The sequence below is a fragment of the Ketobacter sp. MCCC 1A13808 genome (assembly GCF_009746715.1).
Lineage (GTDB): Bacteria > Pseudomonadota > Gammaproteobacteria > Pseudomonadales > Ketobacteraceae > Ketobacter.
The window spans coordinates 180,733-195,876 of sequence record NZ_VRKW01000008.1; the positions used below are offsets into that span (position 1 = coordinate 180,733).

Here is a 15,144-nt window from a genome sequence, read left to right on the forward strand (position 1 = left end):
AGGATAGAACTATATGATCCGGTATATAAAAAATCCTTTAACATTAGTCTGGGCACTATTAACGCTTTCCACCGTTCTATCCTGGTACATTAGCCAGAGCAGCGACGTTGCGTTTCAGATGAACATCTGGATCACCATAAGTGTATTGGTGATAGCGATTATTAAAGCACAAATGGTGATTCGCTATTTTATGGAAGTCCGAATTGCGCCTCGCTGGTTAAAACTAACTATGATATCTTGGTCTGTGATACTTTTGCTTTTATTATTAGTGTTTTATCGGCTAAGTACTTAGTATATCTGAAGGGTTTATGGCTCAATCGCTTCCATCAAAAGATCTCACGTCCTCACAGCTGCGAATTCTTGATGCAGCACGAAATTTGTTTTCGGAACATGGAGTGGGGAGCACGTCCTTACAAATGATTGCCGATGCAGTAGGCGTTTCCAAAGCGGCGATTTATCACCAATATAAAGCGAAAGAAGATATTGTTTATGCAGTAGGTGAACAAATCAATATGGCGTTAGCCATAATGACGTCTATCGCCTTGCAAGAAGCCACCCTGGCGAAACGCAGGGAAGTACTTTTAAACCAGATAATCAATCTGGCTGTTGAAAACAGAACAATAGCAGGCAGACTGCAACAAGACCCCCATTTCCTTAAATTATTCCGAGAGGAGCCCCCCTTTGTCGACGTTATGGCAAAGTTGGAAAACACCTTTATAGGAAACTCACCAAAGCCGGCTTCCCGCGCGGTGGTTGCCATGCTCATCACCGGAATTGCCGGCGCAGTGATGCACCCGATTTGCGACGACCTCGACAACCACGCGCTCCGGCTCCATTTAACAAAAGCTGCAAATGCGCTGATAAAATTGTTGTAGAATAGGGCTAAGAGGTCAGCGGCGTACCGCGTTCATTATACTGAATTCAAATCCGGAGATTTTTAGATGGAAACAGCAATCATAACAGGAGCGGGAAGTGGTATAGGCTTTACCACTGCACAACAACTCTATGACATGGGCATGTGCATTGTCGGGGTCGGACGTGACGCAAACAAGCTGGCCAAGCTTGAAAAAGAAATCAACGATCCGGAACGCGTAATCACATTATCGATTGATCTTACCGACGATGATGCGCCACAAAAAATTGTAAAAGCCACGCTCGATCGTTTCGGACAAATTAACTATTTGATCAACAATGCCGGTATCGGCAGTCCAAAACCGTTGCATGAAACCGACGATGAAACGCTGGATCACTTTCTGGGCATTATGCTGCGGGCGCCGTTTCGTTTGGCTCGTGATGTCATCGGACATATGAAGGAGGGGGCCGGCATCGTCAATGTCACTTCAACGTTTGCGGTAGTGGGGGGACGCCGTGGCGGAGCCTATTCCGCTGCCAAAGGCGGTTTGACTGCATTGACCCAACATATGGCTTGTGAATACGGTCCTCAAGGTATCCGGTCCAACTGCGTTGCACCCGGTGTAACCATGACTGACATGGTACGTGAACGCTTCAATGACAAAGGTTTCCGCCGCATGCAGGTGGACATGACCCCGTTCCCGCGGCTGGGGGAAACCAGCGATGTTGCCAGTACTATTGCATTTCTTTGTTCGCCGGGTGGCGCTTTTATTAACGGTCAGACCATCGTCGTGGATGGCGGCTGGTCTAGTACCAAATATCTTTCGCCTGATGCCATCAATGCGGGCGACTAGCTCATGTTAAAACAGCCGATAAAACACATACTTGCCACATGCTGTTTCGCGTTTTTAAGCTGGACAGCGTGTGCGCTAGACAACAATGATCAAGAGGGAAACTCGATGAGCCTTTCAGAAAAACAACAAAGAAATCTCGAAATTTTAACGACGATGGCAGCGAACGGAATTAAAGGCAACTGGGACGTCGTGCGTCCTTACGTCGACGACAATCTGGAAATGGTAATGCCAGAAGGTTTACCCTACGGAAAAACATTTCACGGCTGGGATGGGTATCGGGAAGGATTAGCCGCACTCGGGTTTTGGAAAGATCTAAGCTTTAAACCCGGTGAAATGGTCCCTACCGATGACAAGGTCATTTACCTTTCGCATTTGGAAGCAAAAATTGCTAGCAACGGTAAACCGGTTTCACAACCTTATGTTGCTGTCTGGGAAATTAAGAACGAGAAAGTGGTGAAGATTACCGCGTATTATTTTGATACCAAGGAAATAGCGGACTTAGCGGCCCAATAATGGCCTAACGCTAGCGGCGCTTTAAGGCCTTCCGTAATCGCAGAAGGCCTTATGGGCAGCGCAAGGGATGCCTTAACTGGAGAATGGCTCTTCGCCCTGTAATTTTGTGCGGATCATCATGCGACCGGAGTTCGGATCATAAGGTGTCGCGCGATGCATGGTGCCGGTGTTGTCCCATATTACACAATCCCCCAACGTCCATTTGTGACGATACGAAAATTTCGGCTGGGTAGCCCATTCCCGCATACGCACCAATAATTCTGCGCTCTCTCGCGACCCCATGCCCAATACGTGTCGTGCCGTGCACCCCAGCACTAAAGACTTCCTGCCAGAGCTGTGCTTCCATACCATTGGTAACACCTGCTCGCCGATCGACATCATCTGTTTCGCATGCTCCAGGCTGGGCTCAGGATCATAATAGAAAAGTGAATTCCACGCTGAATGTTCTGCCTGAAGACCTTCAAGAAGCTGTTTATCTTCTTCGGGCAAGTTTTCCCAGGCAGCATAGGTATTACAAAAGTCGGTGTCACCACCAACTGGAGCCAACGCCTTCGCAGTAAGAATGGACGCCAGGATAGGCACTTCATTCATGGTGCCATCCAGGTGCCAGTACAAAGATCCCTTCAGGTAATCGGCTTGCGAATTCACTTTCGTGTCCAATGTCACCTTATATATTAATTCGCCTGCCCGCTCCGGTGCCAGCTCACCTAATGTCTTGGTAAAACGCACCTGCTCGTCGTCATTAAAGTTTATTTCCGGGAAGATCAGTACGCCACGTTGCTCAAGCAGCTCACGCAGGTCATTGGCAAATTCACCACTTAAAAGATCATCTTTGCTCAGATGAACACGACTGCCTATGAAAGGACTGACTTCTGTGGATTTCAATTTTTCCTGGAGTGCGGCTGACATAATGATTAACCCTCAAATTTTATTATTAATAGTCGATACACAGATCAAACGTTAAATTACTTGTTCGGCTCAGGATAAATTGTGCATCCTGGCCCTGACTTCCTCAGACATCGGTTCCAGACTGTCCTCGAAAGGTACACCGAAGGATTTAAATGCCATGCCCAGCACCTCATAACAACCCACCGTAAACACAATATCCATCATTTGCTCAGTGGAAAACTGTTGGCTGAGGCGGGCCCAGGTGTGTTGATTAACATGGGCATCCGAAACCAGGTCGTCTGCGGCACGCAGTAGATCCGCATCCGTTGCATCCCAACCTTCAGCTTGGGGGCCTTCCTGAAGGCGGTCAATTTCGTCCGTAGTCAGACCGGCCCGTAGCCCCAATATGACGTGCTGCTGAAATTCATATTCAGAACGACGCAACCAACTCACCCGCAGAATCAGTAATTCACAGATTCGTTTCGACAGGGTATTGGTCATGGCCACATGGTTATTGAATGTCAGAAAGGCTTTTGCCAGAGCAGGGTGATTCAGAATCGCTCCCAAACCGTTCATGCCACGGGCATCTCCACTTTGCCAGTTATTCAATACGAAATCCCGGCTGGCAGGAAAGGCGCTCACGGCGTCATGAACTGTTGCGTCCCAATCAGACGGCAGTAAGGGTTCGATACGCGGGGTTGACTCGTTAGACATTCAGCTCTTCTTTGTTTTTAGGTTGATGCTTAAATCAACTATTAGTACTGTTCGGTACTATAAGAATACCGTTGACTGTGTTACATTTCAACCGCATTAAATCATAATTGATTCAGCCCGCTGTCTGGCTCTGGGGAGCCGGGCAAGAGTTTCGAATAAAGTGGGTTACAGTTCCGGATTGCAGCGCCCGAGACGAGGCGCAAAAACCATAAAAAGCGGCTTAGTTTAGGTTGATACCTGGCGCAACGTGCGGCTAATTATAATGTTTAAATAAGAGGGGCGGGCAGTTTCCGATGTCATCATTTATCTCTACCTTGGTTCGTTTTCGCTGGTACTATTTTCTGGCTTCGATCGCAGTACTGGTTTTCTCTGTAGCAGGGCTACGCCATTTCGCATTTGATGGTTCACCCCGGGTCTTCTTCTCTGGGAACGATCCATCCTATGAACGCTTTCAAGCTCTGGAAGACACCTATGGAAATGATTTCAAGGTGTTTTTTATGCTTTCTGCTCGCGACGGCAGTATATTGGAACCTCGCCATCTGGCTTCATTAAAAGAGATGACTGAACGCGCCTGGACCCTGCCTTATGTACGCCGGGTGGATTCATTGAGCAACTTCCAGTACACCCACAGCGAGCACGATGAATTGTATGTGGATGACTTTTTCAGTGAGGAGGTCCTAAATGACCCCGACAAACTGGCCGCCCGTCAAGCGATAGCACTGAAGGACATAGACATTGTAAAACGGCTGGTCACCGCCGATGGCAAGCACGCAGCCATCGTCCTTTCATTAAGTTTATCCTATGACCAGACCATGACGCCCGAAGCCGGGGACCTGGTGGAAAAGGCTTATGCACTGGCTGATGATATAAAAGCCGGGAACCCGGATCTGGAGACCTCAGCTACCGGCAGCCTGCTCAGCACCTATCACAACATGCAAGTAGCAGAGGCGGACATGGGGTTGATGATCCCGGTCATGTTCGGGTTGATGTTCCTTATCCTCGGTCTGTTATTGCGTAGCTTATCAACGGTTTTCGTGTCTTTCATATTGGCCGTATTCACCGCAATGGGCGCCATGGGATTGGCTTCCTGGTTTGGTATTACGTTCTCCATATTGTCTGTCAATGCCGTCATGATCAGCATCATAGTCACCATGGCTCACTGCATTCATATCTTTACCCAGCTTTTCAAGGAGCTTCAGACGAAAAGTAAAGCAGAGGCACTGGCAGCAAGCTTGCGGGTTAACTTTTTTGCCGTCAGCGTCACCAGTTTGACCACGGTGATTGGATTCTTGAGTTTGAACACAAACGATCTGCCCCCAGCCGTAGCGCTGGGTAATACCGCAGCGATCGGTACGGCTTTAGCGTGGCTTTTTTCACTCACTTTATTGCCCGCATTGGTTCTACTCTTACCCTTCAAACCTCACAAAACCAGCGAGTTACTGATTGATAGGGTGATGGATAAGCTGGCAGACCTTTTGATTGCCAGACGTTATCTGGTGCTACTGGTGATGATTGCGATGTCGGCTCTGATGATCGATCTGAGCTTCCGTAATGACTTCAACGACCGCCTGACTGAAACCTTACACAAACCCCATCTGTTTCGGGATGACACCGATAGAATCGATCAGCACTTCGGAGCCATTTATATCGACAGTTTTAATCTGGATTCCGGAAGCGAATACAATATCGTCGATCCGGAATACCTGAAAAACGTGGACCGTTTCGCTACTTTTTTACGGCAACAACCAGAAATCAGCAGCGTAAGGGCTTTTTCAGATGTAATCAAACGCCTTAACCAAAGCATGCACAATGATGATCCTGCTTTTTACCGGATTCCGGATGACCGTGAGCTGATTGCGCAGTACCTTTTAATGTATGAAATGTCACTGCCTTTTGGCCTGGATCTGGGCGAGCAACTCACGCCGGATCGACGCCGGTCTTTGGTAACAGCTAATATGCCTTCGCTTGATACTGCCACTGATATCGATGTTGATCAGCGGATCTGGGCATGGCAGCAAGAAAACCTCCCGCCTGAAATGCAGGATCGTAATCGGGCACTCTCTACGATCTGGTCTTACCTCACTATTCACAGCCTGAGCAACTCCTTGGAGGGCTCTGCAATCGCGTTACTGTTAATTTCGGTGGTTATGCTGTTTATGTTGCGTTCCGTTCGGTATGGTTTAATAAGTTTGATTCCCAATATTCTTCCCGCGGCATTCGGCTTCGGCATCTGGTTCCTGTTTTCCGGTGAAATCGGGTTAGGCCTGACCTGTGTTGTCATCATTACCATCGGAATCGTGGTAGACGACACCGTCCACTTTTTGGTGAAGTATCAAAAAGCATTGAAGGAACACAAAGGCGATGCTGAAAAAGCCGTTCGTACCACACTGAAGCAGGTGGGATCGGCGCTGTTTATGACGACAGCCGTGTTATCGAGCGGGTTCTTTGTTTTAGCATTATCAAAGATCGTAATTAATAGCGCACTGGGTCAGGTGACCACGGTTATTCTATTGGCGGCTTACATCCTGGATATTCTGCTTTTACCGACTCTTTTATTGATTATCGATAGAAATCGCAAAGCGGAGTATCAGCAAAAACAAGCAATCAATCCGGACTATGAAGATGATCAACGGCAACCGGAATTGAGCCGCGACAACGACGGGGTGACAGTCTGAAGGCATCTCACGCTTAAACGGTAAGCCCCTATTGGCGGGGGCTTACCGGACGCTGTCATTCTGATGCCTGGCGAGCCAGCCGTTCCTCTTTACGTGTTACGAACTCACGAAACTCGATTGCCTTATACTTTGGCCGGGGCTGAATACCCCAATCGTCCTGTGCCGTTTTTTGGCCGGCACCTTCGGACGGGCCGAACAGGGGGTAGGGATAGATACACTCTCGACTTTCATCAGAAAACCGAACCCGTTCAAATTCAGTGCATATTTCCTGCAAACTCAGTTGCGGCCAGCCATACCAGATGGCAAGTAGAGGAAAGGTAAATGCACCCTCCAATACCAAGGCGGACAAACAAACAATTAACCCTCGCTGCAGCCACTTGTGCATATTAAAAAAGGCCGCAGTAGTGCCGAGCGGCAGTTCGTCATGTGGACCACTGTTCATAGTCTATCTCCTTAATTCACTTCCACTGTTCCTGATCGCTCAGTCTGAGAATATTTCACGATTAACTGTGTGCAGATAGGGAATTGCCAGAAACGGTGTGATATAGAAAATGTCATAAAGCCACCAACCAATTACCGGAAACACCACCCCTGAATATCGAATATCCGCAAATATGGTCATATTGGCGATATAACCGGCCCAGGCAATAATGCCGAACCAGCAGGTGATAATCAGCCATTGCTGACCCCAACGCTTCATTTGCAAAAAACCGATAGCAGCAGCAATCCGCATAGCGAACATCAAAGGTAACAAGGCTACCACCCAGGCTTTTTCACCGGGCGCACTTGCGCCACCGATCCAAAGTTCGTTGTAATGCCAAAAATAACCCGCGTCGAACATATTGCCCCAGGCTTGCAGGAATACCCGCGCCAATAAGGTATGGTTAGCGACCAGATCAAGAGCCCAACCTAAGGTATTGAGGGCGGCGTCCAGCGCCACCAGGTAACCGATTAATGTCACCATAACCGGCCGCACCGAAAAACCCTGTTTCTGTGCCTGTATCTGAAGATACAAACCACGAAGAAAGAGCGGAAACCCGAATATACCCAGCACGGCGGTTCCCATAATCAAGGTGCCGCTCATAAGCCATTTATCTGCTCGCCACTGGGCTTCACGGCTCAACCTTTCATGTTCATCCAAACTATGGGTGCTCCCCATGTTCATAGAAGTTGCTGACATAAAATGCTCCTTACCAATCGCGTTGTGAATACATGTACATCTGGATGAGGAACATGGTCAGCAGGTAGCCGTAACAGACGATTTGAACGGCAATAAGTGCTTTTTTCCGGCGACGATCGTGGTCGCTGATGGGTGGATGTTGGTTCATGATAAAGCTCCTTTTTGTTTTTTGTTTTTTGTTATGAGAAAAACCGGCAGCGAATACGTTAAGCAGCCACCAGTTCCCTGTGAACGTGGGCTAAAACACGGGGTAGGTCGTCAAGACAGCCGATTCGGGTAGACCGACGCTGACCGAACACATCCGGCAAGGGATCCACTCGTGCGGGCCCGACACCGATGTAATAAATGGTGATGCCGGCTTCCTCAGATTCTTCAATTGCGTGAGCAACGTCGGCCCAGGCATAGCGCCCCTCGTATCCTTCATCTGACATTAAGCCATCCCCCATAATAATCAGCAGACGACGTTCGGAGGGCTGGTCCAGCAGGCGCCGCGTTAAATGGCGAATAGGGGCACCGAGCCGCGTGTATCCACCGGCCAACAAACCCAAATTTCCGGGAATAATTAGTCTCGGGTCGCTGAAGTCCTTGAGACAGGTGACATCAACACGATGACGGGTATTGCCGCTGAAAACAAAAAGCCCATGCCGTTCACGTGCTAATGTCATGGCTTGAGATAATGCGTCTGCGCAGGCTAATTCCAGCTTGAAAATATGCCCCTGGCGAACCCCGAGTGAGGAACTGCCATCCAACAACAATGCAGTGGAAACATCCCGATTCGCCGGCAATAGTTCACGGAACACCCGCGCCTCTGAATATCTGCCTGCGCGCACGGTCACGTAATGATTTATGTATTGGTCGACATCAAGATCAGAACCATCTTCTAAACGGTTCCTCATGGCTCGATGAGTATTTGCTTCAAACCAACGCCGCAAGTTCGCAGCTACCGGTTGCAGCTGTTGTGGCGATTTTTCCAACTTGCGCTCCAGCACGGCAACATGGTCCGGCAAAAAACGTTGTTTCCAGGCGTTCCACTCCGGGTAGGGGATACCGGCTCTTTGGTCGGAGCGAATTTCAATGTCGTCGTTCTCTGGACGACTGGGTGGTGGCAAATTCGGATTTTGGATACCACCATCACCGCCTACAGGTATCGTATGACGACCACGGGACAACTTGCTCTTGGAAGTCCATGGCATACGGCCCCGCATGCGCTGCAACGCTGCCCTTAAGCCGCTTTCCATGGAAACGGCCTTCGGTAACTGTCCCAGCAACGGGTACTCATTCAATGGGCGCGCCGAATTGGCCAGCAGCTCCACCCGCGTAATCAGTTCATCGACGTTGATATCGTCTTCGATGACATCAACACCCGGAAGCAAACGCCTGAATTCCGGTAATAGCCCCGGGCATTGTTTTTTCAGCCAACCAATCGCTGCGCCACCTTCAACCAACAAGAGTGCAGCACGCTCTCTGGTTGATAGGCCCTGTAAGGGGAAATGGGCGATAAGGTCTTTGGTGGGCGAGCATTGCAACGCTACCCCGCAGGTAATTGATCTGGGATTCCATTGCTCGGACAGAGCCGGGAAGGGCACTTTAATCTGGGTTCGGGAGGCGTTTAAACCGAAACAGCGGCGCTCTCCGGTATTCAGCACTGCGCCATGCCTGCGGCCTTGGGATAACGCAACGGCAAGAAACGAACAGGATTGCTCAACAATTAGCGCGTTACTCCCTGGAGCTGGCATTAAAAAGTGCCTATTGAATCCATAACCCAATACCAGAAATAAACCAATAGGATGGATCCGCCAAAGGCGGCAAACAAGCGTAAAGCGTCTAGCAACACGGTGTGTTCTCCTCAGTGCATATTGAATTTCAATCTATGATATATAGTGTTCCATAGATTTCAATAGTCAAAAATACACCGGACAATATTTTTATAGGAAAACAACCTGGAAATTACCTGGCAGCATCTCCTATTCTGAGGTTTTATTCGGGTTCGTGCGCAACGGGATATAACTGGGGATAGAGAAGATGGATGAAAAAAGGCATTAGCAACCTGTATGAATCAGTCTATATCATAGATTGAGGCAAGGCCGCTTGGTTAAAGAGGCTTGCCGTAGTTTGCTTCTATAACCGGCGTCACGACGACGGTGTCGAGTATCTCTGCGATTTTTCTAACCGGCTCCGGGTTCGGTTCACGTAGCCACCATGTAAGCAGTTCAATAGTACCGCTCACGATCAATACGATGCCCAGCTCATTGGATAATCGGCCCTGAGCTGGAGCTTTTTCAATCACGGCTTCACGGGCAAGCCGGAGAAATTCCGCCCGGCAGGCACTGGCGGCACCACCAGTCAACAAGGTAACCCATATCGCCCGGTGCGCTTTCACATAGCTGAACAACGCCTCGCTGGCAGCACGCAGATTCTGGGCATACATAATCGGTACAGTCAGGTTGATCAGGCTTGTTACCTGCTCGGACATAACGGCTTCAAGCAGCGCTTCCTTGGTGGGATAATGACGGAAGTACGTTGTATAACCGATCCCCGCGTAAGTTGTGATTTCACGAATAGTAATCTGTTCAAATGATCTGACTTCGAGTAATTCCAGCAATGCACTATGCAAGGCGTCCCGCGACCGAAGCGCACGAGGATCTGTATTTTTCGACATTAGAAGCTTAGATTTTCCGAATGGAAGAGGGTATATCCTATCATCGTGGTGTCAGGCTAGCCAACCTGACACCTACGAATACAAGACATTGACCTACGAAAGCGTGCTTGCCTCTAGGTTGGCAGAGCGTGTCAGTTTTTCGGCATCGACAGGCTCAACACCGGTCAGCCTGCAACTTTCTTCATATAACCAGTTGCTTAACTTAAGATCATTCAATTTCCGGGATTTAGGTAAGGGACCCTGCGATGAAATAAACTCACCGGTTCGGTTGTTCCACCCATCAGCCACCGCCATTTCCTGAATGTGCTTTCCGGAAAACTCCGCAGAGACTAAAAATTTACGCAACGCCTTGTAGATAAACCCCGGTATGTTCCGGAAAAAATCTGAATCCACGTAGCCCGGGTGCACTGCGTTACTGGTCATGTTAACGGGCAGCCGACGAGAAAGCTCATTACTAAGCATGACATTCGCCAATTTCGACTGCCCGTAAGCAGGCATTCCCCATAGATATAATTTACGGCCCCGGAATGTATTGGGTTTTATATTGCCCATCATATGCCCCACGGAAGACACATGAACGATGCGCGCAGCAGGCGCCTTGCTTAAAACAGGGAGCAGCAAGTGCGATAATAAAAAATGCCCCAGGTAGTTCACACCGAACTGCATTTCGAAGCCTTCCGCCGTGTATTCCTCACTCATCGGGTAGATACCGGCATTGTTGACCAAGGCATCCACAACAGGAAAATCCCGTTCGATGGTTTCCGCAAATTTGCGAATGCTATCGAATGAACCCAGGTCAAGCGGACGAATCCAGACATCCGCATTCGGATCCAACTGTAAAATTTCCTGTTTTGCTTTCTCTGCCTTTGGCATGCTGCGGCACGCGAGAATAACACGCTGCTTTGCCAGAGCAGCGTGCTTAGCGGTGATAAATCCGATGCCGGCATTACTGCCGGTTATCAGAATGGTTTTCTTATAAGTCAAAATGTTTCCCCCTGCGATCCCCGAATCCGCTAATCCGGAGCGAACTTGTTATCGCTATCTATTTTTTTACGCCGGTAAATGGAAATTTACCCATAATGGCTGCGTTGACATGCCCACTGATCGAGTCGCCTTCTACAACGCCACGGAATTTCAGTGATAACGGAAGTGGCTTTTTGATTTTGTTAATCCAGGCGATTTCACCATTACCACTGTCGTAACTGAGATCCAACAAATCTTCGACCTGACCCATTGCGGACTGGGTTCCAATTAGTTCACCGTTGTTGTCTTTCAACTCTAACGTGGTTTCCTGCGGCCCGGTGGGGCCATGAATAGTGACAGACCAAACGCCAATAACCGAATCGGGGATGTTGATATCTGAATTGTTTTCCATAATAAGTCTCTCTTCTCAAAATAAAATGATTAGGTTAAACATCCCAAACCAGATTGATAGTGGATGGGCCAGAAATAATACCGCCCTTAAACGTAGGTGGGTTTTTCGGATCGATTCGAAATTCGGGCAATTTTGTAAGCATTGTTTCGTACATGACTTTCAATTCCAGGCGGGCCAGGTTAGAGCCAAGGCAATGGTGAGGGCCTTTTCCAAATGCCAGATGATTATTTTTCTCACGCCCGAGCTTAAATGCTGTGGGATCCTCATAAATGTCTTCGTCAACACTCGCGGCAGGAATAAACATCATGGCGCGCTCACCTTCCTTCATTTCTATATCTCGGAAGACACTGTCTTTTTTCAGAATACGAATAGGTGCCACAAAGGCATATCGACGAAGCAATTCTTCTGTGGCATCAGGAATACGCTCTGGATGCTCACGTAATTCTTTTTGCAGCTCTGTGTCCATGGCAAGATGACGCACTCCGAAACCTAGTCCGTTTACCACGGTATCCAAACCAGCAATAAATAAGATAACGCAGTAACTCAGCATCAAATCCAGGCGCATCGGTTCACCTTCAATTTCCAGAGACCACAACAGACTAATAATATCGTCCTTAGGATTATCACGACGCTCTATAATGGTTTCTCTCAATACGTCTGCGATGCCTTTCATCATTAGAAAGTTCTCTGCCAGATCCGGAGTAATGGTGGTCAAATGCTTTTTCGCCAGCTCGCGATATTCACGCTCTTTTTCAATAGGCAGACCAAACATGCCCAGGAAGATCTCAACCGGATAAACGTCAGAGACGTCATGTTGAAATTCACAGTGCCCCTGTGCCGCGACGGCATCGATCAGGCGTTCGGCAAGTTCCCTGATTGCCTTTTCCATTCCCGCAGCGGATTTGGGCGAAAAAGTGGTGAATAAAGGCTTACGGATCTTGCCGTGCTTCGGCGGGTCTATACAGATAGGTACCGGTGCCGGGATGCGTTCTTCTTCCGGCAAATCCGCCATCATTTCTTCAAACGCCTCCGGTGCAAAGTGCTCACTCGAGAATGTCTTGTAGTCATTAAAGGCATCTGATATTGCCTCGTGAGTCAGAAACATCCAGTGCCCACCGTTGTAAGGCGTCCAAAAGATCGGCGGCGCGTTTTTTGCCAGATCAGCAGCACGAACATGGGGATCTTTGCAATACTCGGTATCGGTGTTGTAGTCAAAGTCATACACCAAACTATCCGGAACATGCGCGGGTTTCTTTATTTTATTGGCTGTGGCGATATTAGTCATACATCTTTCCTTCACTGATTTTTATTGCTGCTGATTTAACTTGGTAGCTGCAGCCTCTCGGGCCAACCGTTCATCGCGGAATTTGACCAGGTCGCGGAAATTTATCCGCTTGTACTCGGGTCGTGGTTGGATCCCCCATTTATCTGCTGATTTTTCACTGCGGCCTTCGCCTTCGTTTGCACCATAGAGCGGATGCGGTACCAAACACACAGCATCATCGTCGGACCAGCGCACTTTCATCAGCTCGTCACAAACTTCCGTCATCGATAACGTAGGCCAACCAAACCAGATCAACAGGCCGGGAAGACTCATGGATGCTTCAAACACCAGTACCACAAGACAAACAAATAATCCCCGTTGAAGCCATCTGTGCATATTGGCGAAATGCGATGTAGTGCCCAGTGGGAGCTTTTCTTCATTTTCATTAGACATTGTTTTTTCCTTCTATCGTTAGCCGGGCAATCAGTCCGTAAAGATTTCACGGTTTACCGTGTGCAAATACGGCAGGGCAAGAAACGGCGTAATATAAAAAATGTCGTAAATCCACCAACCCCATACCGGGAACGTGATGTTGGCGTAACGGACATCGGCGTAGAATGTCATATTCAGGTTATATCCAATCCACACAATCAAACCCATCCAGCAGGTAACAATCAACCACTGTTGGCCCCAGCGCTTCATCTGTAACAAGCCGATGGCAGCCGCCAAACGAGGACAAAAACAAGCAAGAATCAACGAAATTTCCCAGCCTTTTTCACCCGGCGCACCCGAACCGCCAATGGCGTAGGGGCCTAACATAAGTTCGTTGTAGTGCCAAAAATAGCCACCATCAAAAACCGCTCCCCAACCTGCGGTCAACACCCGGTTAATAACGGAATGGTTAGCAAATAAATCCATCGCCCACCCCAGGCTGTTCAGGGATGAGTCAATTATGACGAGGTAACCGATTAAAGTAATGATCAGCGGTCGCACCGATAGACCCGCTTTCGCAGCTTGCATCTGCAACAACAAGCCGCGAAAGAAAAGCGGTAAACCTATAATCCCAAGAACACCGGTTCCCATAAACAGGGTTCCGATGATCATCCATTTGTCGGCTCGTCGTTGTGCTTGTTTACTATCTGCCTCATGCACATCGTAGCCACCGAATGTGCCGGCATTTTGTGTTGTTGTCATAATGTCTACCAGTCGCTAAGTGAGTACAGATGCAGTTGAAACAGAAACAAGCCAATCAGATAGCTATACAATAAGGCTTGAAATACAATCATCGCTTTTTTTCGTCGGCGATCTTGTTCAGAAACCACTTTTTTACTCATGCTCTAACTCCTTTCTTTTTACCTAGTTGTTATTCGAATTGTTTGTTTCTGGGTCCAATAGATGGGCAGCAGCCAGTTCCGCTAGCCCACTGGCAATCGCACCATCACTACTTAACGGGGCCAGAACGCAAACCTCCGTTGCTTCCAGCTCGGACGCGCCGGACGCAATCATTTTGGCTGCAGTGACCAGCACCCGGGTTGAAGGGGGCTCAAAATGAAAGACATCGTCGGCATTGCGAATACTGTTGGCACACTTCACAAGTCGCTCCGCCACGGGCAAACTGATATCGGCTTCATTCACCAAGACCTCTGCTTCGCGGTCTGCCGGCAGATAGTCGATGGCGACAGTGACAAAACGCTGTCTGAATGACGGTTTCAATTCTTTTAAGGAGCTGCGGTAAGCCGGATTATAGGAGCAGACCAACATAAACGTATCCGGTGCGGGTATGGTCTCGCCCGCGCGATCCAGATATAAGGTACGTCGGTGATCTGTTAATGAATGCAGTACTGCCAACGAATCATGTCGCGCTTCAACCACTTCATCCATATAGCAAATTGCGCCTTCTTTTACCGCCTTGGTGAGGGGGCCGTCTGACCAGATCACATCTCCTCCGGTTACCATAAAGCGCCCAACCAAATCCGAGCTGGTCAAATCGTCATGGCAACTAATCGTAATCACCTCACGACCGAGCACATCGCCCATGTGTTCCACAAGACGGGTCTTTCCGCAACCGGTGGGGCCGGTCAGCATTAAAGGCACCCGTTGTTCTGCAGCCATTTTGAATAACGTGATTTCGTTTTTATTCTCGTGATAATAATTATTCTTCATTTTTATT

The 15,144-nt window shown here is 48.6% G+C and carries 19 protein-coding genes; 5 read left to right on the top strand and 14 right to left on the bottom strand.

What is annotated here, in order from left to right; translation table 11 throughout:
• The first annotated feature begins 13 nt into the window (after positions 1-13).
• From FT643_RS24075 to FT643_RS15545, 4 genes are all read left to right on the top strand, one after another.
• Positions 14-292 carry a cytochrome C oxidase subunit IV family protein gene (locus tag FT643_RS24075; protein ID WP_156872329.1) on the top strand — a complete coding sequence of 93 codons (279 nt, stop codon included), beginning with the start codon at positions 14-16 and terminating at the stop codon, positions 290-292.
• A 16-nt stretch (positions 293-308) separates the two neighbouring features.
• Complete coding sequence (locus FT643_RS15535; protein WP_156872330.1) at positions 309-875, top strand: TetR/AcrR family transcriptional regulator; 567 nt, start codon at positions 309-311, stop codon at positions 873-875.
• Between the two features lie 66 nt (positions 876-941).
• Positions 942-1,706 carry an SDR family NAD(P)-dependent oxidoreductase gene (locus FT643_RS15540; RefSeq protein ID WP_156872331.1) on the top strand — a complete coding sequence of 255 codons (765 nt, stop codon included), beginning with the start codon at positions 942-944 and terminating at the stop codon, positions 1,704-1,706.
• A gap of 105 nt (positions 1,707-1,811) precedes the next feature.
• On the top strand, positions 1,812-2,219 hold the full coding sequence (locus FT643_RS15545; RefSeq protein WP_198043595.1) for a nuclear transport factor 2 family protein: 408 nt from the start codon (positions 1,812-1,814) through the stop codon (positions 2,217-2,219).
• Positions 2,220-2,291: 72 nt separating this feature from the next.
• Here FT643_RS15545 and FT643_RS15550 read toward each other — a convergent pair whose 3' ends face one another.
• Entirely contained in the window at positions 2,292-3,128 is an 837-nt protein-coding gene (locus FT643_RS15550; RefSeq protein WP_156872333.1) for a TauD/TfdA dioxygenase family protein, read from the bottom strand.
• A gap of 69 nt (positions 3,129-3,197) precedes the next feature.
• Entirely contained in the window at positions 3,198-3,821 is a 624-nt protein-coding gene (locus tag FT643_RS15555; RefSeq protein ID WP_156872334.1) for a carboxymuconolactone decarboxylase family protein, read from the bottom strand.
• 293 nt (positions 3,822-4,114) lie between these two features.
• Between FT643_RS15555 and FT643_RS15560 the strand changes: the two genes are divergently transcribed.
• Positions 4,115-6,496 carry an efflux RND transporter permease subunit gene (locus FT643_RS15560; protein WP_156872335.1) on the top strand — a complete coding sequence of 794 codons (2,382 nt, stop codon included), beginning with the start codon at positions 4,115-4,117 and terminating at the stop codon, positions 6,494-6,496.
• A gap of 55 nt (positions 6,497-6,551) precedes the next feature.
• Here FT643_RS15560 and FT643_RS15565 read toward each other — a convergent pair whose 3' ends face one another.
• The 12 genes from FT643_RS15565 to FT643_RS15610 all read right to left on the bottom strand — a co-directional run bounded on the left by FT643_RS15565 (position 6,552) and on the right by FT643_RS15610 (position 15,137).
• A complete protein-coding gene (locus tag FT643_RS15565; RefSeq protein ID WP_156872336.1) occupies positions 6,552-6,938 on the bottom strand; it encodes a hypothetical protein in 387 nt (128 codons plus the stop codon).
• A 39-nt stretch (positions 6,939-6,977) separates the two neighbouring features.
• A complete protein-coding gene (locus FT643_RS15570) occupies positions 6,978-7,676 on the bottom strand; it encodes a hypothetical protein (RefSeq protein WP_156872337.1) in 699 nt (232 codons plus the stop codon).
• Between the two features lie 10 nt (positions 7,677-7,686).
• Positions 7,687-7,824 (bottom strand): hypothetical protein, encoded by a 138-nt coding sequence (locus tag FT643_RS23185; RefSeq protein WP_198043596.1) that lies wholly within the window; start codon positions 7,822-7,824, stop codon positions 7,687-7,689.
• Positions 7,825-7,882: 58 nt separating this feature from the next.
• Entirely contained in the window at positions 7,883-9,412 is a 1,530-nt protein-coding gene (locus FT643_RS15575; protein ID WP_156872338.1) for a nitric oxide reductase activation protein NorD, read from the bottom strand.
• A gap of 356 nt (positions 9,413-9,768) precedes the next feature.
• Positions 9,769-10,335, bottom strand: coding sequence for a TetR/AcrR family transcriptional regulator (locus tag FT643_RS15580; RefSeq protein WP_156872339.1), 567 nt, complete (start codon positions 10,333-10,335; stop codon positions 9,769-9,771).
• A 93-nt stretch (positions 10,336-10,428) separates the two neighbouring features.
• Positions 10,429-11,319 carry an SDR family NAD(P)-dependent oxidoreductase gene (locus FT643_RS15585; protein ID WP_156872340.1) on the bottom strand — a complete coding sequence of 297 codons (891 nt, stop codon included), beginning with the start codon at positions 11,317-11,319 and terminating at the stop codon, positions 10,429-10,431.
• Positions 11,320-11,377: 58 nt separating this feature from the next.
• A complete protein-coding gene (locus FT643_RS15590) occupies positions 11,378-11,710 on the bottom strand; it encodes a hypothetical protein (RefSeq protein ID WP_156872341.1) in 333 nt (110 codons plus the stop codon).
• A 34-nt stretch (positions 11,711-11,744) separates the two neighbouring features.
• On the bottom strand, positions 11,745-12,995 hold the full coding sequence (locus FT643_RS15595) for a cytochrome P450 (protein WP_156872342.1): 1,251 nt from the start codon (positions 12,993-12,995) through the stop codon (positions 11,745-11,747).
• A gap of 21 nt (positions 12,996-13,016) precedes the next feature.
• A complete protein-coding gene (locus FT643_RS15600) occupies positions 13,017-13,427 on the bottom strand; it encodes a hypothetical protein (RefSeq protein ID WP_156872343.1) in 411 nt (136 codons plus the stop codon).
• Positions 13,428-13,457: 30 nt separating this feature from the next.
• Positions 13,458-14,168, bottom strand: coding sequence for a hypothetical protein (locus tag FT643_RS15605; protein WP_156872344.1), 711 nt, complete (start codon positions 14,166-14,168; stop codon positions 13,458-13,460).
• 5 nt (positions 14,169-14,173) lie between these two features.
• Positions 14,174-14,308, bottom strand: coding sequence for a hypothetical protein (locus FT643_RS23715; RefSeq protein WP_255473943.1), 135 nt, complete (start codon positions 14,306-14,308; stop codon positions 14,174-14,176).
• A gap of 22 nt (positions 14,309-14,330) precedes the next feature.
• The gene (locus FT643_RS15610; RefSeq protein ID WP_156872345.1) at positions 14,331-15,137 is read right to left on the bottom strand and encodes a CbbQ/NirQ/NorQ/GpvN family protein; all 807 of its coding nucleotides are present in this window, start codon (positions 15,135-15,137) and stop codon (positions 14,331-14,333) included.
• Between the last annotated feature and the right edge of the window lie 7 nt (positions 15,138-15,144).